A 23,055-nucleotide genomic window follows, 5' to 3' on the forward strand; every position below is an offset into this window, starting at 1 on the left:
TTCGTCAGGTCGCCGTTCAGAGCCTCGGCAGGTCGAACAGGCTGTCGTTGCGCTGGCGGCTGTTGAATTCGTCGAGCAGCCGGCGCAGTTGCGGCAGCAGCTGTTCGGCCAGCAGGCGCGGCTCGAACAGACCGCCGCCGACGTTCAGGGTGATCTGCGGGGAGAAGTGCCAGTTCTGCACCGGCGGTATCGCTGGCGCGGCGGGAGGCAGCTTCGCTTCGGGCGCACTGGCGGCCTCGGCCTTCGCCGCTGCACTCTCCTTGCCCAGCCAGGCGCCGAGCTTGCCGCCGCCCCAGCCGCCAAGTTTCTCGCCCAGCAGGCCGCCGAGCGCACCACCGATGGCCGTGCCCACCACCGGGACTATCGAGCCCACGGCAGCGCCCAGCGCGGTTCCCACCAGGGCGCCGGCGGCACCGCCATAGCCTTCGCCCTTCTGCTGGGCAGAGCCGTCGCTGGCGTAGGTATCCACTGCACCCAGCACGGCCAGCCCGGCACTCAGCGGTACGGCACCGCGTAGCAGCAGGCGACCGCCGCGGGCCAGTTGCGCGCCGCCCTTGCCGGCCGCGTCGAGCACGGCGGGCACTCCACTCACCGTGTTGCCTGTGCGCAACGCAATCTCCGGCAGCTTCCCGGCTCTTGCGCCGAGCAGGCCGCCCCGCGCCAGGTTCACGGCGCCGCGCCCCGCATCGAACAGCGCCCGGCCCCCCTTGTAGGCACCGAACAGCCCCACCGCCGAAGCCACCACGCCGGGGTTCTCGTTGACCAGTTGCGTCGCGCGGCGGAAACCCTCGGAGCCCACCTCCAGCGCGGGGTCCACATAGGGCACGAGCGCATCGCCGACGGCTCCCAGCAGCGTCTCGCTGGATGCCCGCGCCGCACCGATGCGGGCCGAGGTCGTGTCATTGCGCTGGAGGAGAAGGCTGTCGACCACTCCACTGGCTTTCAGGGCCTGCGCTTGCAGGTGCTGCAACTCCTTCCCGCCACCCGAGGCCGGCAGCAGGCCCTTGAGCCCTTTGCCCACCCTTTCGGCTGCCTCTTCGGGCGAGCCGCTCTTGCGCATCTGCAGTTCCAGCATGGCCCCCAGGCGGACGACGGCCTCGCTGCCCCGTCCCTTTCGCGGGCGCGCCCTGGACAACAGTTCCGGCAGGTGGCGCGCCAGGTCCGCCGTCTCGAACTCGCCCTGCTGGCCGAGGAAGGCCAGGGAGTCCAGCGTCTTCGCCAGCTCGGCGGGAGTATCGAGCCCTGCCTTCACCTGCAGGCTGCGCAGCAGCGCCGCGGTGTCGGCGAGCCCGGCGCCCTGGCTGCGGGCGAATTTCGCCGCCAGCGGCAAGAGCGCCTGGGCATCCTGCTGCCGCATGCCACTGTCCATCAGCGCAGCAAGCAGGCTTGCGCTGTCGTCCCGGCTCATCCCGCTGCCTTGCGCGCTTTCCTGCACCCGTTGCGACAGTTGCCGTTCCTGCGCGGTGCCGGCGATACCGCCACGGATCGCCAGGGCACGGATGCGTTCCTGGTAATCCGCGGCGATACCGATGGGCACGCCCATGGCGCTGCCGAACCTGCCCAGCTCGCCGAAGCGGCGGCCGGCGCTCTCCAGCTGCTGCCAGCCCCGGGCCCTGAGTTCGCTGCCACGCACGCTGCGGCCCAGGCGCTCATACAGCTTCGACAGGTTGCCCACCTCCAGGCCGTGCCGCTTGAGCAGCGCCAGGTTGCCTTCCAGTGCCCGCAGGGTCGTGTCCGCCTGGGCGTCGCCGATGCGCTGCAGGCGCAGGTATTCCGTCTGCAGGAGGCGGGTTTCACCCACCAGGCCCTGGAGGTCGAAGGCACGCTCGCTGCCGCGCCGGAGCGCTTCCACACGCGCCTTGGCGTCCGCCACGACCGCCCCGAAACTGGCGTCGAGCACCCCGCCGAGCACGATGCTGATCTTCTGTTTTTCGCTCATCGCTCATTCCATCCATCAAAGGCGGGAGCGGCGCACGCACGCCGCTCCCGCGCCCTCAGGCAGCGTCCTCGCCCAGCCACCAGAGCAGTTCGCCCTGGCTCATACCGTCGAGGTCGGCGGCGCCGAAGCCCAGTTCGCGGGCCAGGCGCCGCGCCAGCTCACGCATCCGCGCCGGACTCGTCGCCGTCTTCGCGCACCAGGCGAAAGTAGGCGTTCTGCAGCCGCTGGTAGTCGCTGAGCTTGAGCCCCTCCAGGTCCTGGGCGCTGACCTGGGCGAGGGAGGCGAACAGTTGCAGCTCGCGCTCCTCCGCATCGCCGCCGACGCGGGTGGCCAGGCGGATGTCGCGCACCGTGGGGGCGCGCAGGGTCAGGCTGTCGACGCTGACGCCGTTGCATTGCGCCGGGCGCGACAGGCGCACGGTGGCGGCGTCGGCGCCCAGGCTGAGCCAGGCCGGTTGTGCTTGGGTCATGGCGCGCACCTCACAGGCCGAGGTGGCCGCGCAGCGCGGCCAGCTGGTCGACGCCGTTGACGCGGCGCACCGAGTTCAGCGGGTCGATCTCGAAGACCTCGCGGCCGTCGACCTCCAGCTTGTAGTAGCTGACCACCACGTTGAACTTGAACTCGGCCAGCTCGCCGACCTTCCAGTCGCCCGGGTCGACTTCCTGGAGCATGCCGCGCAGGGTCGCGATCACCGGCACGGCGTCGCCCTTCTGGCCCTTGAAGGAGCCGCGGAACACGCCGTTGAAGCCGCTCTGGTCGGCCAGGCCGAAGAAGTTCAGCGCCTCGCGCCGCGCGCCGTTGGTGGAGAACTTCGCCTCCATCTTCTCCAGGCCCATGTCCAGGGCGATGGGCGCGTCCATGCCGCCGGCCTGGTAGTCCTGGGTCTTGATGCTCAGCTTGGGCAGGGTCAGCGACGGCACGTCACCGGCGAAGCTGACGCCGTCGACGAACAGGTTGGTGTTGCTCAGGGTTTGCGGAATCATGGGTGTTGCTCCTTAGGCGTCGAGGACTTCGGTGAGCCACTGGTCGGTGACTTCCACGCGGAAGTTGGGGTTTTCGGCGGGCGGCACGTCGGTGAAGCGGATGTTCCAGTACACCTTGCCCTGGGCCAGCTGGCTGGCGGTGTTGAGCTCCGCGTCGGCGTAGACCTCGAAGTCGATCACCGCGCCCTGGTTCTTCAGGTCGCGCATGAAGGCGCGCAGGCCCTCGGTGACGTCCTTGACGTAGGTCTTGGTGATGCCGCGGTCGACCGCCCACTTGTGCCCGGCGAGGATGGCGTCCATCACCATGTCGAGGGTGCGCACGCGGGTCACGAAGGCCCACTTCGGGTCGCTGGACAGGGTGCGGTTGCCCCACAGGCGGTAGCCGTCGTCGCGGATGATGGTGGTGACGTTGGCGTTGTTCAGCAGGTTGGCGCGGCAGGTCGCGTCGCCGTCGAGGAACTCCACCGGGCGGGTGGTGCCGGTGATGCCGGTGAACACCTTGTTCGACGGCGAGGACCAGAAGCCGTACTCGGCGTCGGTCCAGGCGAACAGCCCGGCGGCGTATGCCGAGGCCGGGGCGTCGGCGCTGGCGCTGGCCTCGGTGTCCCAGTACTGCACGCCGGGGTCGACCAGGTACACGCGCTTGCTGCCGAACTCGCCGGCATAGGCGATGGCCGCCTCGTCGGTGCTGTTCGGCCCGTCGACGATGGCGATGGCGCGCAGCTTGCCGGCCAGGGCGTCCATGGCGGTGGCCACGGCCTCGGTGGCGGAATGCTTCGGCGCCACCAGCAGGCGCGGCTGGGCGTTGAAGCGCGACTTGCCGTCGAGCAGCGCTTGCAGGCCGGTGCGCTGGCCGGACTCGGTGACGCTGCCGATGATCGCCGAGGTCTGCTGCGCCGGGTCCTCGACCTCGGCCACACCGACCGCGACGACCACGGCGGAGGCCTGGGTGAAGATGGCGGTGCAGGCCTTGTAGATCGCCGAGCCCGCGCCGAAGGCGGCGGCCGCCTCGCGCAGGCTGGTCAGCAGCACCGGCACGTCGGGCTCGGCGCTGGCCGGAGCGCCCGGGGTGAAGGTATCCACCAGGCCGATGATCGAGGACGACGGCAGCGCGATGGTGCGCGCGCCGACGTCGACGTTGGTCACGGTAACGCCGTGAAAGAAGCTCATAGGGTTTTCTCCAGACATAAAAAAACCGCCGGTAGGCGGTTGTGGGTTGGGGTTGGGGTTGGGGTTCAGACTTAGAATCTAGCTTTCCTGAATCGATTACTTAGCCAGCAGCTCCTCTACATCGGGGTTCTGTGCAAGAAAGTCGGCAAGACGGGTAAGGGCGTCTTGCGTTGGTGCTGGCGAAGGCCGATTGACCAGCTCCCATTCCAGACCATTGAAACGTGGCCATTGACCGTCAGGAAACGACTCCTGCGGTGCGATCAGAGTGCTGCGCGCCGGTAGGAGGAAAATACCCGGCTCCAGTGGCGACTCGTCCGCTTCGGTGACGCCGATGAACAGACCGGCGGTGTCGAACAGATAGGCAAGCATGGAGCCTCCTAGTATTTGATGCAGACCAGCAATGCAACGTTGCGTGGCCGAGTTTCTAAGCCACCGGCACTACTGATGGTGATGCTGTGGCTGTGGGTACCAGCAGAGGCAATAGATAGGTTGTGGCTATGCTCTCCGCCACTACCTACGGAAACGCCATGGGTATGATCCCCCGCGGACGCTACGCCAACATTGTGCGAATGCAGACCTGCCGCAGAAGTCGTGTTTGTGCTTCCCAAGGCCTGCATGACAGAGTTGGGCCCCGCTGCTCCTTGGCCAACCCCCGGAGAGCCCAACGCAGCATGAGTATGCTGTCCCTGGGCATCAGTCCAAGCGCCGTGGGCGTGATTGCCCGCGGTAGCGGTGCTTGCGGCGTGATTGTGGGCGCCGGCGGAATTGGTCGTCCCCGTGTGAACATGGCCGCCAGCATCGGCAGTCGTCGCGCTGTGGATGTGGCTTTCCATGGCGCCGCTCTGCCAACTGCCCAGTACCCTATCACCATCGACACCACGACTATCGTCCCAGCCACGAATAAACTCGCCGCGTAGATCCGGCAGGTTGAAGGTGTTGAAACCATCGCCAGCGCCATGGGTCGTACCGATGGCGGCAAACAGGTCTGCATACGCCGTGCGACTGACGGCGGCGCCGTTGGCCTTGAGCCAACCCGTCGGTGCCGTGCTGCGCGCAAAAGTCGCCACCAAGCCTGCGGGAGCCATGGTCCGCGTCTCCGACTTGCTGAAGACGTCGAGGTTTGTCCGACCGGCAGCTTTGTCGATCACATCCGCCAGGTTGTTCCCGCGCTCCAGCGGTGCTGGCGCGCTGCCGGCCGGCTCGTTGTTCACCAAGGTGATGCGGGTGTTCGCAGCGTAGCTCTTGCCCAGCTTGAGTCGGGTGGGGATGTTCGCGTCGGGCTGCCACTCGTCGGCGCCGGTCCCCTTGTCCAGGCGCAGGCCGGCCACGTAGACCGCCAGGCCGTAGGTGGTAGTGACGGTCAGGTCGACGGTGGTCTGGTTGGCCGCCAGAAGCTGCTTCTCGGCCACCGTATCGACGGTGACGTTGATAGCATCCATCTCCTTCCACTGATAGTCACCGTCGGCGTTGCTCGCCTTGCCCAAGAACTGGGTAACGGTGCCGCCCGGAATGATCTGGGCGGCCTTCACGTTGCTTAGAACCCACTGCTGGGAGGCCACGGCGATGGCCGGGTCGACCTGCAGAGTGATGATCTGGGCATTGCTGACCAAGAAGTCGACGCGCACCACTACATCGGAGAAAGCACCCTCGTCGACGGTGGGCTTGTAGGTGTCCGGCAAGGTGCCGACCACGAACATGGAGCCATGACTGTCAAAAACTGCGACTTCGCGCATAGTGAAGCCGCCGATGTCCGCCGGCACTACCAGTTCAGCGGTGAAGCGCTTCGGATCGGTGGGCGATTGGTAGACGCGGTTGACCGCCGCGCGGTAGCGCTCGCGCACCAGTTGGGTGTCGGTCTCTTGCGGATCGGTCGGGTTACCGTTGCCATCACCGACGGCCATGGTCGGTAGGTTGATTGGCACTCCGGCGGATTCCGCCTCGGCCATGGCCGTCAGGCCGTAGAAAGTGTGAATCGTCTTAAATAGCATGGGGAGTCCCTCATTGATCTTCGGTCAGGCCCAAACGCACCGAGGCGCATGGGGCTCGGCCTTGATGACTTCGGCGGGCTACTCGATGGGGGCCTCGGATCGTGCGTTGGCGTAGTAACCAGAACGCGGTCGCAGTGCCCCATCGTTGCACTGGATGCGCACGGTGTAGCTGCGTCCGAGCGTGCTGACGGTGAGGTCATAGGTCCCATTCGGTGCAGCGAACTGCAGCAGGCCATCGGCTGTGGCAGCAAAGGGATTCGCAAGCGCAGCGCCATCGGAGTCCTTGAGGTCGCTGACCAGAGAGGTAGTTCCAGGCAGGTACAGCGCCGCAGTGGCCCCAGGCAGGATGTCGCCATTGGCGTTCTGGACGAAGTAGTTTTTGAGTTCCATAGCAGCCCTCAGACCGTGGCAGTGCCGTAGACCGGCAAGGCGGATTCGTTGATGACCAAACGCGGCGGCTGATAGTTGCTGACGCTCAGATCACTGCCGAGAGTGGTCACCACGGCGACCGATAGCTCGGCTTGGCTCGTGACGGTGAGCAGCACTGTCTCGAGTTGCGAGCGCAGGTTCTTCGTGTTGGCTACCACCTCGAGCACTTTGGCTAGATCGACCTTGGTCAGAGCCCCCTGGTCAACGTCCAGCAGCAAGCGGAAAGTGTAAGGCTGGCCGGTCGGAGTCTGGTTGAACCACTCCTGCACGCGCACCGGCAGACCTAGGGCACCCAGCGCCCGACGTACAGCGCCAACGGTGCCCTTGATGCGTTGCACAGCTAATGCCTGCTTCACGGTGTCACGCTTCTGGCTCTCCGACCAATCGTCGGACCAGCTATCAACTGACCAAGCCCAGGCCAACCAGGGCAATAGGTTCAGAGGGCAGGTTTCCGGATTCCAAAGCGCTCGAACGAGTACCGGGATATCGGTTGCTCGAACACCGAACGCCTCAGCTGCTCGCTCAAGGGCTGTAGCGTTTATAGGCAAGAGACTAGTCATCGCTCTGCTCCGCTACGGTCAGTTGAATCGACTCGCAAAAGCTTGCCTCACCAATCGCCACGGCAAGGTTGCTCGATGGCGAGCTCAGATCCACCCGCTGTACTCCCGGCTGGTGCAAGGCCGCGTAAATCCCGGACAGCGTCACTCCCTGTCCAAGTACATGCTGCGCCTTCGCATAGGACTCGGCAGCCGCCTGGGCAGCATCGCGTACGACGGAAGCATCCGGTCCAGGTAACACGGTTAGTGTCGCAACGATGCTGTAACGAACGATGCTGGCAGACTGCACCGTCAATCGATCAGTCATCGGCCGAACCTCATCCGCATTCAGCACTTTAGCTACATTGGCCAACAAGACTTCGGATGCCATACCGTCACCAATCCTGGATAGGACATACACGGTGACGGCGCCTGGCCCTGGACTGATAGCACTCACGTCAAGAACCTCCGGATCCGCACTGAGCCCATGAAAGATGTACGACTGCTCGCTACCGGCAGTCGTATAGCCCTCGAAGGACAGTTGGATACGTCGCCGATAATCCTCGTCGGCCTCATAGGCAGGCTGACGTGGAGGGATTGCCTTTACATCGCCGGGATCGATCAGGAGGCGTTCGACCTGATAGTTGGCTCCGATCTGGTCAAGATCAGAACCAGTGGCATAAGCCAGCATCACAGCTCTGGCGGCGTCATTGACCCGGCCCCTGAGCATGACCTCACGATAGGCAGCGAGCTCAATCAGCTTGACGACGGGGTCCGACTCCAAAACAGCCGTCCAGCCGTCACCCATGCTTGATTGGAAGTAAGCCAATTGCTCTTGGTAGATGCTCTCGAAATCCAGGGGCTCTACCACGGCAGGCATCGGTAGTTGGGAGAGATCGATGATGTTCAAATACTCACCTCCATGCTCAAGTTGTCACCCTGGTAGAGCCCGCTCAACAGCAGGCTGACGCGGCCATCGAGCACCGCGCTGACCTTCACCGATTGCAGGCGGATGCGCGGCTCCCAGCGCCCGAGGGAACGGGCGACCTCGGCCTGCACCGCGCTTTTCCAGCCTTCGCTGAGCGGCAGGTCGACCATGCGCCGCAGCTGGCTGCCGTATTCCGGGCGCATGCGCCGGCTGCCCAGGGGCGTGCCGAGGATGTCCTCGATGGATTGTTTCAGGTGCGCCAGGCCGCCCAGGGGCTGGCCGTTGCGCCTGTCCATGCCGATCATGGCCGCGCCCTCCCCTGTGGCGGGCGGTTGTGCTTGCCCATGCTGTTCTCCAGAAACGAAGAGGCCCGCACGTGGCGGGCCTGTGGATGAAAGTGACGGTTCAGTGGGTGTGGTGGTTGCTGTTGCCGGTGGTGTCCATGATCGAGCCGCTGCTGGTGACGTTGCCCTGCACTGCCAGGTTGCCCTGGATGGCCACCTCGCCCTGCAGGCTGATCTGCCCGGCCTTGACCGTCACGCTGGAATCGCTGACCAGTACCTGCGCCCCACCCACCTTCACCGTGACGCTGCCGCTGGGCAGTTCGATGCTGTAGCTGTGCGCCGCCCAGTCGTAGCTCAGGCTGCCGCCGTCGGCGAAGCGCCAGGTCTCGACGTGGTCGCGGCTGTCCGCCGGGGCGCCGGCATCGCCGTACAGGCCGGGCACGAAGGTGCCCATGGCCAGCACCCCGGACGGGCTGAGCAATACGCCCTGCTCGCCGATGCCCGGCGCCCGCCAGTGCCGCGCCGGGCCTGCGCCCTGGGCGTGCCAGCGCACCCAGGCGCTGGTCCAGTCGCCATTGCGCACCCGCACCCGGGCGGCGGCCAGGTCCACGGCGACCACCACGCAGGGCACGATCAGCGAGGCGAGCATGCGGTCGTGCTCGGCGCTCACGTAGGTCGGATTCATGCCAGGTCCTCCGGGGCGAAGTAGTCGGCCTCGTGGCCGGGGCCGGTCTGCGGCTCGATGCCCAGCAGCAGCGAGCCCGGCGGCTGGTCCTCCCAGGGCCATTCCGGCGTGCCCAGCAGCAGTGGCTGGTCCCACTCCAGCAGCCAGACGCGGTAGGCCTCGCTGGTTTCGGGCCGGGCCTGGACGAAGCCGGCCGGCTCCAGCGGCAGGTCCCAGGTCTGCGCGCGCAGCAGGACGGCGATCAGCGAAGCCAGTTGCAGCGCCAGCACTTCCGCCTCGGCGTCGTCGCGCTGCAGCAGCAGGCGCGCCTGCAGGCGGCACAGCAGCGCCGTCTCGCCGGTGCCGGGGTCGCGGCCCGGCGCCAACGCGGCGTATTCCAGCAGCAGCGCGGGCGGCTGCGGGGTGGCCGTGCCCAGTGGGCCGCGCAGTATCTGCACGGCCTCCGGCAGTACCGCGCGCAGCCGCTGTTCGACGGCGGCCAGCAGGCTTTCGAGGGTCAACTCCTGGTCAGGCATGGCGCCTCCCTGTTTCCGATGGATTCGTTCAGCGACGCTCGTGGTCGCTGTCGCTCAATTGGCAGACACCCAGGCGGCGGGCCGCCCAGCGTTCGTAGAGGCCGACGGCGATCTCGGCGCCGGCCGCCGCGGTCAGGCTGCCGACGGCGGCGCTGAGCAGCAGCGAGGCGCCGCAGGCCAGGGCCAGGAACATCACCGCCACACCGCAGACGATCGAGGCGCCGGAGCGCAACGCCAGGCGCCGCAGCAGCCCCCAGCCGCCCAGGCCGGCCTTGTCGGCCCGCCACATCTCGCCGCTGACGCCGCCCACGGCGGCCAGCAGGATCGATACCCACAGCGGCATCTCGGGTTCATTGCCCATGGGTTCACCTTGAAGACAAACGCCCGCGCCGGCGGGCGGAACCGGCGGCTATCAGCCAGCCGGGGATTACGGCCGCAGGCCGCGGAAGCGGGCAGCGGAAACGAAAAAGCCCGGCGTTGGGGCCGGGCTCGACGAGGTTTTCAGCGGTGCTCCCTGGGGACGCACCTTTGCAAGATTGATGACTTTGTACCCCCCGATTCCCGGCCGGACAAGGCATTTCCGCCCTGGCACCGCAATAGGTGGGCAATGCACCGGCAACGCACCGGCGATGCACGGCGATTCAGCCCAGGGGCTTGCTCAGCAGCACCGTGGTGAAGCCGCTGTGCCATTCCTCGTCGGGGTAGAAGTCGATTTCGGCGTAGCCGTGCCTGGCGTAGAAGGCGCGGCTCTGGCTGTTGAAGGTGTCGGTCTCCAGGCGCGCCTGCGCGTGGCCGGCCGCGGCCATCCGCCGTTCGGCGAAGCGCAGCAGGGCGCTGCCGGCGCCGGCGCGCTGGGCCCGGGGCGAGACGTGCAGGGCATCGATGAAGTCGTCGCGCCAGTCGACCAGGCCGATGACCTCGCCGCCCAGGCAGGCCAGGTGGAAATGCCCGAGGCGCGCCTGGACGTAGGCACGGGTGCGCCCTGCCGCTTCGAAGCGCGCCCGCGCCTCGGCGGTCAGTTGGGGTTTCCAGGTGGTTTCGTAGGTTTCGCCGAGTATCCGCAGGATCGCCTCGGCATCGGCCGGGCTCGCGGGGCGCAGGGTGAGGGAGGTGCTGTCCATGGCCGCGAGCATAGCGCAGCGGCGCATGGGTGGAGCAAGCCCGGCGCGGGGGCCGGGCTTGGCGGGGTCAGGCCACGCGGCGCAGCAGGCGGGCCTGGATGCTCTGATGCGCCACGTGCAGGCGCAGGTAGAAGGTGTTGCGGCTGCAGCGGCAGTGGCGGTACTTCTGCTCGGGTTCGCTGTCGCGGTTCAGGTAGTGTTCGCTGACCACCTGCTTCTGCTGCTCGGGCAGGCCGTTGACGATCAGGTCCAGCTCGGCGACGCGGTCGAGCAGTACCCGGCTGCCGCGGGTGCCGCGGATCATCTCGCCCTTGTTGGCGATCATCAGCGCCAGCAGGTTGCCGCCGGCATAGCCGCCACCGGCCACGCCCGGGCTGTGCATTTCCTCGGCCCAGAGCCTGAGCATTTCATCGATCGGCTTGATCACGTTTGCCTCCCGCGCCTTCAGCGGCGTCGTTCCAGTTCGTCCAGGGCCTGGCAGTCCAGGCAGCGGTTGCAGCCGGGCACCGCCAGGCGGCGGGCCTCGGGGATGGGCTCGCCGCAGAGCTGGCAGTCGGCGGCGGCGGGCTCCGGCTCGTTGCCGCTCCGTGCCGCCAGCAGGGCGTCGAGGCGTTCCAGGACCAGGTCGTTGGCGTAATCGGCGAGATCAGCCATGGGCGACCTCCCCGTGGTGTTGCGCTGGTGCGTTCATGCTTTTCTCCGGGCGACGACCCGCCCTGCGCGTGCCATCCCGCGGCCGCGCTGCCAGATCATTCGCGTGCTGTTTGTCGATGCGTGGCGCTCAGGTGGACGCCACTCGCCGCGCGGAAGCGCTGCGCTCCTCGCCCGCTTCCGCCGTCAGCCTGCCCCGTGACGCACGGGCCGCAGGCAACCCACGGCTTCCCTGCCGCGGAAGACGGAGGCGCCGGCACCCTCGTGTCGGATCGCGTCCGCCGCCGGCTCGGAAACAACCTTCAGAAGGCCGGCGAAGGAAAAGTTACAACTAAAGCTATTTATCGTCAACACCAAAGCTATTTACACTTCCCCGGGACGGGCGGTAGAGTGCCGCCATGAACAGCACAGCCCGCCCCTCCACGCTCGCCGAGCGCCTCAAGCAGGCCATGGCCGCGCGCAACCTCAAGCAGGAGAGCCTCGCCGAAGCGGCCGGGGTCTCGCAGAACACCATCCACAAGCTGACCGCCGGCAAGGCCCAGAGCACCCGCAAGCTGATCGAGATCGCCGCGGCCCTGGGCGTCTCGCCGGTCTGGCTGGGCACCGGCGAAGGCTCGCCGCAGGCCGCCACGCCACCGGCCGACGGCAGCCCGCTGCGCCTGGAGCCGCTGCACCCCTGGGACAGCAGCACGCCGCTGGACGAAGACGAGGTGGAACTGCCCTTGTACAAGGAAGTGGAAATGTCCGCCGGCGCCGGGCGCACCGCGGTGCGCCAGATCGAGGGGCGCAAGCTGCGCTTCTCCTACGCCACCCTGCGCGCCGCCGGGGTCGACCCGGACGCGGCCATCTGCGCCCAGCTCACCGGCAACAGCATGGAGCCGCTGATCATGGATGGCTCCACCATCGGCATCGATACGGCGACGACGCACATCACCGACGGCGAGATCTACGCCCTGGAGCACGAGGGCATGCTGCGGGTGAAGTTCCTCTACCGCCTGCCGGGCGGCGGCATCCGCCTGCGCAGCTTCAACCGCGACGAGTACGGCGACGAGGAATACGACGCCCAGGCCATCCAGGCCAGCCAGCTGAGCATCATCGGCTGGGTGTTCTGGTGGTCGACGGTGCGCCATCGCCGCGCGCCCACGCTGGTTCGCTGAGCCCTCCCCAACCCCGCCACGGCGGGGTTTCTTCTGCGCGATGGAAAGCCGGGCGAACGGCGATTGCCAGGAAAAACAACAAAAGCTATATTTCCCCCATCGAACGACAACCGCAAGCAGGAGGAAGCCATGCTGCCGTCGAACTCCGACACCCAACCGGCGCCACGCCAGGAAACCGTGGCGCTGGTCTACCAGATATTCGGCGACGTGCTGGTGCCCCTGGAGCAGGTGCGCGAGCGCTGGTTCCGCAACCTCAACCGGGAGAACTTCGGCAAGGCCCTGGCCTGCGGACGCATCGCCCTGCCGGTGACCACCCTGGACGACAGCCACAAGGCCATGCAGTACGTGGCGGTGGATCACCTGGCGGCCTACGTCGAGCAGCGCGCCAGCCTGGCGGATGCCGCCCTGGCCCGGCGCCGGGCGGGGCAGCAGGCGTGATGGGGTGAGCGAGCATGCCGCGCTCGCATCGTAGGAGCAACAGTCTTGCGCCGAGGTGCCCTCCGTAGGATGGGTTGAGCTTGCGATACCCATGCTGTCGTGGTGATGGGTATCGCTTCGCTCAACGCCATCCTACGAAAAGCCGTGCTTCCTGAGCGGATTTATCCGCGATTGCCCGGCACGGGCTCAACCATCGCGGACAAGGTCCGCTCCTACGGGAAAACTGCGGGCACCAACGAAAACGCCGTTTCCCCTCCCAGGGAAACGGCGTTCTGCGTTACGGCAGCAGCGCTCAGTCTTCGAGGCGCGCGGTGTGTTCGGCCAGGGCCACCGCGCGGAACATCGCGCGGCGCTTGTTGATGGTTTCTTCCCACTCCAGCGCCGGCACCGAGTCGGCGACGATGCCGCCGCCGGCCTGCACGTGCAGTTCGCCGTTCTTGATCACCGCGGTGCGGATGGCGATGGCGGTGTCCATGTTGCCGTTCCACGCCAGGTAGCCCACGGCGCCGCCGTAGACGCCGCGCTTGACCGGCTCCAGCTCGTCGATGATTTCCATGGCGCGGATCTTCGGCGCGCCGGACAGGGTGCCGGCTGGCAGGATCGCGCGCAGGGCGTCCATGGCGCTGAGCTCGGGCTTGAGCTGGCCGTTGACGTTGGAAACGATGTGCATGACGTTGGAGTAGCGCTCGATGACCATCTGCTCGGTGACCTTCACCGAGCCGGTCTGCGACACGCGGCCGACGTCGTTGCGGCCCAGGTCGATGAGCATCAGGTGCTCGGCGATTTCCTTGGCGTCGGACAGCAGGTCCTGCTCCAGGGCGCGGTCGGCTTCCTCGGTGGCGCCGCGCGGGCGGGTGCCGGCGATCGGGCGCACCGTGACCTCGCCGTCCTCCACCCGCACCAGCACTTCCGGCGAGCTGCCCACCACGTGGAAGTCGCCGAAGTTGAAGAAGTACATGTAGGGCGTCGGGTTGAAGCAGCGCAGCGCTCGGTACAGGTCGATGGGCGCGGCCTTGAAGTCGATGGACATGCGCTGCGAGGGCACCACCTGCATGCAGTCGCCGGCCAGGATGTATTCCTTGACGGTGTCCACCGCGCGCTCGTAGTCCTCGCGGGTGAAGCTGGCGCGGAACTGCGGCTCGGGCGCGTTGACCGCGGCGAAATCCAGGCCCCGGCGCGGGGTGATCGGCTGGCGCAGGCGCTGCAGCAGTTCCTCCAGGCGCGCCTGGCCCTTGTCGTAGGCATCCGCCTCGGCCGGGTCGGCGAGGACGATGGCGTGCAGCTTGCCAGCCAGGTTGTCGAAGACGACCACGGCGTCGGAGACCATCAGCAGGATGTCCGGGTTGCCCAGCGGGTCCGGGTTCGGGCACTGCGCCAGGCGCGGCTCGACGTAGCGCACGCAGTCGTAGCCGAAGTAGCCGACCAGGCCGCCGTTGAAGCGCGGCAGGCCCGGCAGGGTCGGCACGCGGTAGCGCTCCTTGAACTGCTCGACGAAGGCCAGCGGGTCCTCGCAGTCGAAGCGCTCGCTTTCCACGCCGTCGACGCTGACGCTCACGCTGTGGCCGTACACCCGCAGCACGGTGCGGCACGGCAGGCCGATGATGGAGTAGCGGCCCCACTTCTCGCCGCCCTGCACCGATTCCAGCAGGTAGCTGTTGGCGCCGTCGGCGAGCTTCAGGTAGATCGACAGCGGGGTGTCGAAGTCGGCGAGGGTTTCGCAGGTCAGGGGGATGCGGTTGTAGCCTTCGGCGGCCAGCCGCTGGAATGCGTCGCGGTTCATGAGCGGTCTCGTGCGAGGAGGTGGAACGGGCAGTGGCAAACGGGCGCCGGGAGGTCCGGCCGGAGGAATGTCAGGCGCGCCAGCGCCAGCGGGCCAGGGCCTTGATGACTTTCATCCAGAGTTTGCGGGGAGCCGTGTCCAGCACGTTGGAGTCTCGATGGGCGGGGTTGGAACCGTCGTCCGGCAACACTATCGCTTTGCCCGGGTCGAAGCAAGGCAGCAGTTGGCGCAGGTCGTCCAGCACCAGGCTCGGCTGCTCCTCGGCGATCGGCCGGCCGTGGTTGTAGCCGTAGGTCAGGCCGACGCTGCGCACCCCGGCGGCCTTGGCGGCCAGCACGTCGTTGCGCGAGTCGCCGACGAACAGCGCCTCGCCGGGCGCAACGCCGGCAGCCTTCATCACGAACAGCAGCGCGGCCGGGTCGGGCTTCTGCTGCGGCAGGGTGTCGCCGCCGACGATCCAGCGGAAGAACTTGCCCAGGCCCATCTCGTCCAGCAGCGGGGCGACGAAGCGCTCGGGCTTGTTGGTGATCAGCGCCAGCTCCACGCCCTGTTTCTTCAGCCATTTCAGGGTGTCCACCACGCCGGGGTAGACCTCGGTGAGCGCGTGGCTGTCGGCGTAGGCGTCCATGAACAGCGCCAGGGCGCGCTCGGTGTCCTCCTCGCTGACGCCTTCATGCTCGATGCCGCCGGCCAGGGCGCGGCGCACCAGCACCCGGGCGCCGTTGCCGACCCAGTGGCGCACCTGGTCCAGCCCGGCGGGCGCGCGGCCCATGCCAATCAGGGCCTTGTCCACCGCGGCGGCCAGGTCCGGCACCGAGTCCACCAGGGTGCCGTCCAGGTCGAACATCACCAGGCGCGGCAGGCGCCCGGCGAACAGCGCTTGTGCAGCGCTCATCACTTGCCGACCTGCGCCAACTCGGCATGCATGGCGCGGATGACCTCGGCGTAGTCGGGGGCGTTGAAGATGGCCGAGCCGGCGACGAAGGTGTCGGCGCCCGACGCGGCGATCTCGCGGATGTTCTTCACGTTCACCCCGCCGTCGATCTCCAGGCGGATGTCGCGGCCGGAAGCGTCGATCAGCGCGCGCGCCTCGCGCAGCTTGTCGAGGGTGCCGGGGATGAACTTCTGCCCGCCGAAGCCGGGGTTCACGCTCATCAGGAGGACCATGTCGATCTTGTCCATCACGTACTTGAGCGCGTCCAGCGAGGTGGCCGGGTTGAACACCAGGCCGGCCTTGCAGCCGCCATCCTTGATCAGTTGCAGGGAGCGGTCGATGTGCTGGCTGGCTTCGGGGTGGAAGGTGATGTAGGTGGCGCCGGCCTCGATGAAGTCGCCGATGATGCGGTCCACCGGGGAGACCATCAGGTGCACGTCGATGGGCGCGGTGACACCGTACTTGCGCAGCGCCGAGCAGACCATCGGGCCGATGGTCAGGTTCGGCACGTAGTGGTTGTCCATCACGTCGAAGTGGACGATGTCGGCGCCGGCGGCGAGCACCTTGTCCACGTCCTCGCCCAGGCGGGCGAAGTCGGCGGAGAGAATCGACGGGGCGATGGCGTAGGGTTGCATGGCGCACCTCTGTGGGCGGAATCACGGATGGCGCGCATTGTAGCCGCTCGGAGCGAGCGAGGGGGATCGAGGCGATGGTTGTAGGAGCAACTGTCTTGCAGGCCGCGCCGAGGCGCTTTTCGTAGGATGGGTTGAGCTTGCGAAACCCATGCGGTTGCAGTGATGGGTATCGCTTCGCTCAACGCCATCCTACGAAAAGCCGTCCCCGCCTGCGGCGTAGGAGCGGCGGATCAGGTGGAGGGGGCGGTACGCAGTTTCTCGCTGCGGCCGCGCAGCCATTCCAGGGTCAGCAGCAGCAGGACCGAGAAGCCGATCAGCAGGGTCGCCGCGGCGGCGATGGTCGGGCTGAGGTTCTCGCGGATGCCGCTGAACATCTGCCGTGGCAGGGTGGCCTGCTCGGGGCCGGCGAGGAACAGCGTCACCACCACTTCGTCGAACGAGGTGGCGAAGGCGAACAGCGCGCCGGAGATCACCCCGGGGGCGATCAGCGGCAGGGTCACCTTGAAGAACGTCAGCAGCGGCGGCGCGCCCAGGCTGGCGGCAGCGCGCACCAGGTTCTGGTTGAAGCCCTGCAGGGTCGCCGACACCGTGATGATGACGAAGGGCACGCCCAGCACCGCGTGCACGATGATCAGCGAGATGTAGCTGTTGCCCAGGCCCAGCGGGGCGAAGAACAGGTAGGCGGCCACACCGATGATCACCACCGGGACCACCATCGGCGAGATCACCAGGCTCATCACCAGGGCCTTGCCGCGGAACTCGCCGCGGGTCAGGCCGATCGACGCCAGGGTGCCGAAGACCATCGCCAGGAAGGTGGCCGCCGGGGCCACGATCATGCTGTTGGTCAGCGAGCGCATCCATTCGGCGCTGTGGAAGAAGTCGGCGTACCAGCGCAGCGAGAAGCCCTGCAGCGGGTAGACCAGGAAGGTGCCGGAGTTGAACGACAGCGGCACTATCACCAGCACCGGCAGCACCAGGAACAGCAGCACCAGGCCGCAGAGGATGCGCAGGGTGTAGAACCACAGGCGCTCGACCGGGGACATGTAGGGACTCAGCATCGTCTTTCTCTCCTCAGCTCAGGCGCAGGCGGCTCGCGCCCACCAGCCAGCCGTAGATCACGTACAGCACCAGGGTGGCGAACAGCAGCAGGCCGCCCAGGGCCGTGGCCATGCCCCAGTTGATGGTGGTGTTGGTGTAGAAGGCGACGAAGTAGCTGACCATCTGGTCGTTCGGGCTGCCCAGCAGGGCCGGGGTGATGTAGTAGCCGATCGACAGGATGAACACCAGCAGGCAACCGGCCCCGACGCCGGCCACGGTCTGCGGGAAGTAGACCTTCCAGAAGGCGCCGAACGGGTGGCTGCCCAGGGAGATGGCCGCGCGCATGTAGCTGGGCGAGATGCTCTTCATCACGCTGAAGATCGGCAGGATCATGAACGGCAGCATGATGTGCACCATGGCGATGTACACGCCGGTGCGGTTGAACACCAGTTGCAGCGGCTGGTCGATCAGGCCCAGCTTGAGCAGCGCGCCGTTGATCAGCCCGCCGGACTGCAGCAGCACGATCCAGGCCGCGACGCGCACCAGGATGGAAGTCCAGAACGGCAGCAGCACCAGGATCATCAGCAGGTTGCTCTTGCGCGTCGGCAGGTTGGCCAGCAGGTAGGCCAGCGGGTAGGCCAGCAGCAGGCAGATGACGGTGATCACCGCGCCCATCCAGAAGGTGCGGGCGAAGATGTCCAGGTAGATGGACTGGTCCGGGGTGGCCGGGGCCAGCTCGCCGAGGTCGTCGATGCGGTGGTCGAGGGCCGCGAGCAGGTAATAGGGGGTGATGCTGCTGGCGTTGCGGCGGATCACCTGCCAGTAGGCCGGGTCGCCCCAGCGCTCGTCGATGGTCTCCATGGCGTCCTTGTAGGAAGCCGGTTGCTCCTTGAACGGCAGGGCGCGGGCGGTCTTGGCCATCAGGCTGCGGTAGCCGGCCAGTTCCATGTTCAGGCGCTTGGAGAGGTCACCGATGGTCTGGTTCTTGCGCGCGGCGTAGAGGTCTTCGCTCAGGGCCTGGTAGACCGCGTCCGGCGGCAGCGACTTGCCGTCCCAGGTGGTGATGGCGTTGACCGTCTTGGGCAGCGAGCCGACCACTTCGGGGTTGTACACGCTCTTGTAGAGCAGCGCGGCGATCGGCACCAGGAAGGTCAGCAGAAGGAACAGCAGCAGCGGCAGGACCAGCGCCTGGGATTTCAGGCGGTTCATCCGCTCCGCACGCGCCAGGCGCTGCTTCAGGGTGGGGCCGGCGACCTCGTTCAAGGACACAGCGGTGGCCATAGCGAACTCCGGTAAAACGGGCCGCCCGCGAGGGCGGCCAAGGTGTGGTGTATCGGGTGTGTCACGGCGAGCGCCGCCGCGCCGGGAACTTTTCCCGGCGGGAACGGCCCGCAGGGCCTGCGGGCCGTGGCATCGCTGCCGCGGTTGCCGCCCGGGCGGGCGGCGGGGCCTGCCTTACTTGGCGGCCCAGGCGTTGAAGCGCTGTTCCAGCTGCTCGCCGTAGTCGGCCCAGAAGGTCACGTCCATGCCCACCTGGTTGGCGATGTTTTCCGGGGTGGTCGGCATGTTGGCCTGCACGCCCTTGTCCAGCAGGCTCACGGTGTTCTTGTTCACCGGGCCGTAGGCGATGTTCTCGGCGTAGATCTTCTGCTGCTCGGGCTTGACCGAGAAGGCGATGAACTTCAGGGCTTCTTCTTTCTTCTTGTCGCCTTTCGGGATGGCCCAGGCGTCGAAGTCGTAGATGCCGCCGTTCCACACGACCTTCAGGTTGCTTTCCTTCTGCACCGAGGCGATGCGGCCGTTGTAGGCCGAGCTCATCACCACGTCACCGGAAGCGAGGTACTGCGGCGGCTGGGCGCCGGCTTCCCACCACTGGATGCTCGGCTTGATCTCGTCGAGCTTCTTGAAGGCGCGGTCCTGGCCTTCCTTGGTGGCCAGCACCTTGTACACGTCCTTGGGCGCGACGCCGTCGGCCATCAGGGCGAATTCCAGGGTGTACTTGGCGCCCTTGCGCAGGCCGCGCTTGCCCGGATACTTCTTCAGGTCCCAGAAGTCGGCCCAGCCGGTGGGGGCGGTCTTGAGCTTGTCGGCGTTGTAGGCCAGCACGGTGGACCACACGAAGAAGCCGACGCCGCAGTTGCTCACGGCGCCCGGGACGTAGTCCTCGGCCTTGCCGAGGATGGCCGGGTCGATTTCCTCGAACATGCCTTCGTCACAGCCGCGGGCCAGTTCCGGCGACTCCACCTCGACCAGGTCCCAGGTCACGCTGTTGGTGTCGACCATGGCCTTCACCTTGGCCATCTCGCCGTTGTACTCGCCGGCGACGATCTTGTTGCCGGTGGCCTTCTCGAAGGGCTGGTAGAAGGCCTTGGTCTGGGCGTCCTTGTTGGCGCCGCCGAAGGAGATCACGGTCAGATCGGTGGCCGCCATGGACTGCGCGGCGCAAGCCAGGCCGAGGGTCAGCGCGGCGAGCTTGAGGCCGGCCTTCGACGGGTGGAACGGGGACTTCGACATTATTCTTCTCTCCACAGTGTGCTGGTTTGTTTTTCTTCGAATCAGGCCGCCGACAGCGGGTCGAGGGCACGCACGTGCTCCACGGCCCAGCCCAGCGGTACCACATCACCCACGCTCAGCGCAGGGTCGAGCTCGGCGATCGGCTGCTTGACGAAGAAATCGGTGCGGCCGCAAACCTCCAGGCGGATGCGCACGTGGTCGCCAAGATAGATGAACTCGGCCACACGGCCGGAGAAGCGGTTCACGCAGCTTTCGCTGTGCCCGTTCAGGCGCACCCGCTCGGGACGGATCGACAGGCTGACGGGGTCGCCGGGCTGGCCGACGTTGACCGCCAGCGCCTCGACCTTCTCGCCCCGCGCCAGGGTCACCACGCAGCGCTCGCCCTCGTGGCTCGCCAGTTGCCCGGCGATGCGGTTGTTCTCGCCGATGAAGTTGGCCACGAAGGAGTTGCGCGGGTGTTCGTAGAGTTCGTGGGGCGGGGCGATCTGCTGGATCTCGCCCTGGTGGAACACCGCCACGCGGTCGGACATGGTCAGCGCCTCGCCCTGGTCGTGGGTCACGTAGACCACGGTCACGCCCAGGCGCTGGTGGATGTGCTTGATCTCCATCTGCATGTGCTCGCGCAGCTGCTTGTCGAGCGCACCCAGGGGTTCGTCCATCAGCACCAGCTGCGGCTCGAAGACCAGCGCCCGGGCCAGGGCCACGCGCTGCTGCTGGCCGCCGGAGAGCTGCGCCGGGTAGCGCCCGCCGAAGGCGTCGAGCTGGACCATGGACAGCGCGCGCTTGACGCGCTCGGCCACGTCGGTCTTGCTCATGCCGCGCACGGAAAGCGGGAAGGCCAGGTTCTCCGCCACGGTCATGTGCGGGAACAGGGCATAGTTCTGGAACACCATGCCGATGTCGCGCTTGTGCGGGGGGACGTTGTTGATGGAGCGGCCGGCCAGCTGGATCTCGCCGGAGGTGGGGGTTTCGAAACCGGCCAGCATCATCAGGCTGGTGGTCTTGCCGGAACCGGACGGCCCCAGCAGGGTGAGGAATTCGCCTTTGCGAATATCCAGGTTGAGGTCTTTGACGATGAGCGTCTCGCCGTCGTAGCTCTTCTGGACGCCACGGAAGCTCACCAGCACATCGTTCGCCTGAGTCTCGGCCATAACCGCACCTTTTGTATTTGTAAGAAGTTGCCGTGAAGCAAGACTAGAGAAGCCTGCAGCGCGCGCAAATCGGGCGGGAAGAGAACTTGCTATAAGGGTAGAAGAGGATCGTCTGTAGGGCGATCCCTACACGAAAAGTGTGGCTATCAGTCGCAGAAAGCCGGCGTCGCATTGACTGCGACACCGGCATATCCGAAAGCGACCTGGAGCCTGTCTACGATCTCGCGAGCTAGAGCAGGACAAGGCGGGAACAGGCGAGTGAGCGGTGTTCAGGCCGCTAAATGAGCATCGCTCGCCTGTTCTCAACGCAGTCATGCCGACGCGTAGCAGATCGTAGGCAGGTTCTCAGCGTTTGGCCCAGTCCTGGAAGCGCTTCTCCAGAGCATCGCCATGCTCGGCCCAGAAGGCCACGTTCATGCCCAGCGCGTCGGCCATGTTGCGCGGCGCGGTGGGCAGGTTGGCGGCCACCTGCGGGTCGAGCTGCTCCACCGCCTTGCGGTTGGTCGGGCCGTAGGCGATGTTCTGCGCATAGACCTTCTGCTGCTCGGGCTGGCTGGCGAAGGCGATGAATTTCTCCGCCAGCTCCTTCTTCCACGCCCCGGACGGCAACGCCCAGAAGTCGAAGTCGTAGATGCCGCCGGCCCAGGCCATGCGCAGGCCCTTCTGCTCGGGCTGGGCCGCGGCGATGCGGCCGTTGTAGGCCGAGCTCATGACCACGGTGCCGTCGGACAGGTCGCGCACCGGGTCCTGGCCGGACTTCCACCAGTGGATGCTCGGCTTGATCTCGTCGAGCTTGCGGAAGGCGCGGTCGACGCCGCCCGGGGTGCCCAGCACCTGGTAGACGTCCTTGGGCGCCACGCCGTCGGCCATCAGGGCGAACTCCAGGCTGTACTTGGCGCCCCAGCGCAGGCCGCGCTTGCCGGGGAATTTCTTCAGGTCCCAGAAATCGGCCCAGCCCTGGGGCTTGCCCTGCAGCTTGTCCTGGTTGTAGGCCAGCAGGGTGGTCCAGACGAAGATGCCGACGCCGCAGGGCTGCACCGCGCCGGGCACGAAGTCGGCGGGGTCGCCGATCAGGCGCTGGTCGAGCTTCTGGAACAGGCCCTCCTGGCAGCCGCGCGCCAGCTCCGGCGCCTCCACCTCGACCACGTCCCAGGACACATGGCTGATCTCCACCATCTGCCTGAGCTTGTCCAGGTCGCCATTGTAGGAACCATGCACCACCGCCGTGCCGGTGGCCGCCTTGAAGGGTTCGTAGAAGGCCTTCTCCTGGGCCGCCTTGTTGGCCCCACCGAAGGAAATCACTGTCACGTAGTCCGCCAGCGCCGGCGTGGCGACAGTCCCCAGCAGGCCGGCCAGCAGCCCGCCCCGTACCGCTCGCAACAACATCCTTCTTCTCCTTGTTCTGATGAAGTACCCCACTGAGCGGGCAATGATTCCCTTTCGCCAGCCGGCGAGGTAGCCGGGCGTTGCAAAAACCGGAAGGGACTCACATAAGCATCGGCGAATCGCCCCGCCGCGCGCCGTTTCAGACCAGCTTGTGCTCCACGGCATACTTGACCAGGTCGGCCACCGAATGCGCGCCGAGCTTCTGCATTAGCCGCGCCTTGTGGGTGCTGATGGTCTTGCTGCTGACCGCCAGGTGCTGGGCGATCTCGTTGACGCCCTCGCCCTTGACCAGGCGTTCGAATACCGAGAACTCGCGCTCGGAGAGCAGCGCGTGGGGCGGCCGCGAGTCGGTCAGGCCGACCTCGAAGACCATGCGGTCGGCCAGTTCCGGGTCGATGTAGCGGCCGCCGCTGGCGACCTTGCGGATGGCGGTGAGCAGCAGCGCCGGGTCGCTGTCCTTGGTGGCATAGCCGGCGGCGCCGATCTTCAGCGCGCGGGCGGCCATCTGCACCTCGTCGTGCATGGACAGCATGAGGATCGCCGGCGGATCGTTCAGCGCGCGGATCCGCGGGATGGCCTCCAGGCCGTTGACGCCGGGCATGGAGATGTCCAGCAGGACCACCTCGCAGGGCACCTGGCGCAGGGTTTCGAGCAACTGCTCGCCGTTGGTGGCCTCGCCCACCACCTGCAGGTCCTTGGCCATGCCGATCAGTTGCTTGATGCCCTCGCGGACGATGGTGTGGTCTTCGGCCACCAGTACTCGAATCACGCTGCCCTCCCCCGAACAGACAA

Annotated in this window: 27 protein-coding genes; 2 read left to right on the plus strand and 25 right to left on the minus strand. The window is 66.9% G+C overall.

From position 1 onward, the window contains the following. Positions 1 to 16 precede the first annotated feature (16 nt). From IG194_RS10095 to IG194_RS10170, 16 genes are all read right to left on the minus strand, one after another. A complete protein-coding gene (locus tag IG194_RS10095; RefSeq protein WP_058487608.1) occupies positions 17 to 1,939 on the minus strand; it encodes a phage tail tape measure protein in 1,923 nt (640 codons plus the stop codon). A gap of 158 nt (positions 1,940 to 2,097) precedes the next feature. Continuing rightward, entirely contained in the window at positions 2,098 to 2,409 is a 312-nt protein-coding gene (locus IG194_RS10100; protein ID WP_043269246.1) for a phage tail assembly protein, read from the minus strand. Between the two features lie 10 nt (positions 2,410 to 2,419). Next, complete coding sequence (locus IG194_RS10105; RefSeq protein WP_043269248.1) at positions 2,420 to 2,923, minus strand: phage major tail tube protein; 504 nt, start codon at positions 2,921 to 2,923, stop codon at positions 2,420 to 2,422. A gap of 12 nt (positions 2,924 to 2,935) precedes the next feature. Beyond that, positions 2,936 to 4,093, minus strand: coding sequence for a phage tail sheath family protein (locus tag IG194_RS10110; RefSeq protein ID WP_058487609.1), 1,158 nt, complete (start codon positions 4,091 to 4,093; stop codon positions 2,936 to 2,938). A gap of 96 nt (positions 4,094 to 4,189) precedes the next feature. After that, on the minus strand, positions 4,190 to 4,462 hold the full coding sequence (locus IG194_RS10115; protein WP_058487610.1) for a hypothetical protein: 273 nt from the start codon (positions 4,460 to 4,462) through the stop codon (positions 4,190 to 4,192). Positions 4,463 to 4,470: 8 nt separating this feature from the next. After that, the gene (locus tag IG194_RS10120; protein WP_058487611.1) at positions 4,471 to 6,081 is read right to left on the minus strand and encodes a phage tail protein; all 1,611 of its coding nucleotides are present in this window, start codon (positions 6,079 to 6,081) and stop codon (positions 4,471 to 4,473) included. A gap of 78 nt (positions 6,082 to 6,159) precedes the next feature. Further along, complete coding sequence (locus tag IG194_RS10125; RefSeq protein WP_058487612.1) at positions 6,160 to 6,471, minus strand: hypothetical protein; 312 nt, start codon at positions 6,469 to 6,471, stop codon at positions 6,160 to 6,162. Positions 6,472 to 6,479: 8 nt separating this feature from the next. Next, complete coding sequence (locus IG194_RS10130) at positions 6,480 to 7,070, minus strand: phage tail protein I (RefSeq protein WP_058487613.1); 591 nt, start codon at positions 7,068 to 7,070, stop codon at positions 6,480 to 6,482. Beyond that, positions 7,063 to 7,956 (minus strand): baseplate J/gp47 family protein, encoded by an 894-nt coding sequence (locus IG194_RS10135; protein ID WP_082996402.1) that lies wholly within the window; start codon positions 7,954 to 7,956, stop codon positions 7,063 to 7,065. Before IG194_RS10135 ends, IG194_RS10130 begins: the two co-directional genes overlap by 8 nt. After that, the gene (locus IG194_RS10140; protein ID WP_058487614.1) at positions 7,953 to 8,279 is read right to left on the minus strand and encodes a GPW/gp25 family protein; all 327 of its coding nucleotides are present in this window, start codon (positions 8,277 to 8,279) and stop codon (positions 7,953 to 7,955) included. The genes IG194_RS10135 and IG194_RS10140 overlap by 4 nt, the downstream gene beginning before the upstream one ends. Positions 8,280 to 8,379: 100 nt before the next feature. Further along, entirely contained in the window at positions 8,380 to 8,943 is a 564-nt protein-coding gene (locus tag IG194_RS10145) for a phage baseplate assembly protein V (protein ID WP_058487615.1), read from the minus strand. After that, a complete protein-coding gene (locus IG194_RS10150) occupies positions 8,940 to 9,458 on the minus strand; it encodes a hypothetical protein (protein ID WP_058487616.1) in 519 nt (172 codons plus the stop codon). Before IG194_RS10150 ends, IG194_RS10145 begins: the two co-directional genes overlap by 4 nt. Before the next feature lie 28 nt (positions 9,459 to 9,486). Further along, the gene (locus tag IG194_RS10155; RefSeq protein ID WP_009615613.1) at positions 9,487 to 9,819 is read right to left on the minus strand and encodes a phage holin family protein; all 333 of its coding nucleotides are present in this window, start codon (positions 9,817 to 9,819) and stop codon (positions 9,487 to 9,489) included. Positions 9,820 to 10,099: 280 nt separating this feature from the next. Then, the gene (locus tag IG194_RS10160) at positions 10,100 to 10,606 is read right to left on the minus strand and encodes a GNAT family N-acetyltransferase (RefSeq protein ID WP_225617193.1); all 507 of its coding nucleotides are present in this window, start codon (positions 10,604 to 10,606) and stop codon (positions 10,100 to 10,102) included. 40 nt (positions 10,607 to 10,646) lie between these two features. Beyond that, a complete protein-coding gene (locus tag IG194_RS10165) occupies positions 10,647 to 11,006 on the minus strand; it encodes a hypothetical protein (protein ID WP_009615611.1) in 360 nt (119 codons plus the stop codon). A gap of 17 nt (positions 11,007 to 11,023) precedes the next feature. Further along, positions 11,024 to 11,233 (minus strand): TraR/DksA C4-type zinc finger protein, encoded by a 210-nt coding sequence (locus tag IG194_RS10170; RefSeq protein ID WP_058487617.1) that lies wholly within the window; start codon positions 11,231 to 11,233, stop codon positions 11,024 to 11,026. A gap of 395 nt (positions 11,234 to 11,628) precedes the next feature. Here IG194_RS10170 and IG194_RS10175 point away from each other — a divergent pair, with 395 nt between their 5' ends. Both IG194_RS10175 and IG194_RS10180 read left to right on the plus strand, forming a co-directional pair. Then, positions 11,629 to 12,387: an XRE family transcriptional regulator gene (locus IG194_RS10175; RefSeq protein WP_043269263.1), complete on the plus strand. Its 759-nt coding sequence runs from the start codon at positions 11,629 to 11,631 to the stop codon at positions 12,385 to 12,387. Positions 12,388 to 12,516: 129 nt separating this feature from the next. Beyond that, positions 12,517 to 12,825 (plus strand): pyocin activator PrtN family protein, encoded by a 309-nt coding sequence (locus IG194_RS10180; protein ID WP_043319249.1) that lies wholly within the window; start codon positions 12,517 to 12,519, stop codon positions 12,823 to 12,825. A 292-nt stretch (positions 12,826 to 13,117) separates the two neighbouring features. Here IG194_RS10180 and trpE read toward each other — a convergent pair whose 3' ends face one another. The 9 genes from trpE to IG194_RS10225 form a co-directional block, all read right to left on the minus strand. After that, positions 13,118 to 14,605, minus strand: coding sequence for an anthranilate synthase component I (gene trpE, locus IG194_RS10185; protein ID WP_009615607.1), 1,488 nt, complete (start codon positions 14,603 to 14,605; stop codon positions 13,118 to 13,120). A gap of 70 nt (positions 14,606 to 14,675) precedes the next feature. Continuing rightward, the gene (locus IG194_RS10190) at positions 14,676 to 15,500 is read right to left on the minus strand and encodes a phosphoglycolate phosphatase (RefSeq protein WP_058487618.1); all 825 of its coding nucleotides are present in this window, start codon (positions 15,498 to 15,500) and stop codon (positions 14,676 to 14,678) included. Then, entirely contained in the window at positions 15,500 to 16,174 is a 675-nt protein-coding gene (gene rpe, locus IG194_RS10195; protein WP_058487619.1) for a ribulose-phosphate 3-epimerase, read from the minus strand. The genes IG194_RS10190 and rpe overlap by 1 nt, the downstream gene beginning before the upstream one ends. A gap of 230 nt (positions 16,175 to 16,404) precedes the next feature. Then, entirely contained in the window at positions 16,405 to 17,232 is an 828-nt protein-coding gene (locus IG194_RS10200) for an ABC transporter permease (protein WP_058487620.1), read from the minus strand. Between the two features lie 13 nt (positions 17,233 to 17,245). Beyond that, a complete protein-coding gene (locus IG194_RS10205) occupies positions 17,246 to 18,493 on the minus strand; it encodes an ABC transporter permease (RefSeq protein ID WP_009615600.1) in 1,248 nt (415 codons plus the stop codon). 174 nt (positions 18,494 to 18,667) lie between these two features. Continuing rightward, positions 18,668 to 19,726, minus strand: coding sequence for an ABC transporter substrate-binding protein (locus IG194_RS10210; RefSeq protein ID WP_043269275.1), 1,059 nt, complete (start codon positions 19,724 to 19,726; stop codon positions 18,668 to 18,670). Between the two features lie 41 nt (positions 19,727 to 19,767). Next, positions 19,768 to 20,877, minus strand: a complete 1,110-nt coding sequence (locus IG194_RS10215; protein WP_009615598.1) for an ABC transporter ATP-binding protein — start codon at positions 20,875 to 20,877, stop codon at positions 19,768 to 19,770. Between the two features lie 345 nt (positions 20,878 to 21,222). After that, on the minus strand, positions 21,223 to 22,260 hold the full coding sequence (locus IG194_RS10220) for an ABC transporter substrate-binding protein (protein ID WP_141679871.1): 1,038 nt from the start codon (positions 22,258 to 22,260) through the stop codon (positions 21,223 to 21,225). A 142-nt stretch (positions 22,261 to 22,402) separates the two neighbouring features. After that, positions 22,403 to 23,032, minus strand: coding sequence for a response regulator transcription factor (locus IG194_RS10225; protein WP_043269277.1), 630 nt, complete (start codon positions 23,030 to 23,032; stop codon positions 22,403 to 22,405). Between the last annotated feature and the right edge of the window lie 23 nt (positions 23,033 to 23,055).

The sequence above is a fragment of the Pseudomonas sp. ADPe genome (assembly GCF_014843515.1).
Lineage (GTDB): Bacteria > Pseudomonadota > Gammaproteobacteria > Pseudomonadales > Pseudomonadaceae > Pseudomonas > Pseudomonas citronellolis.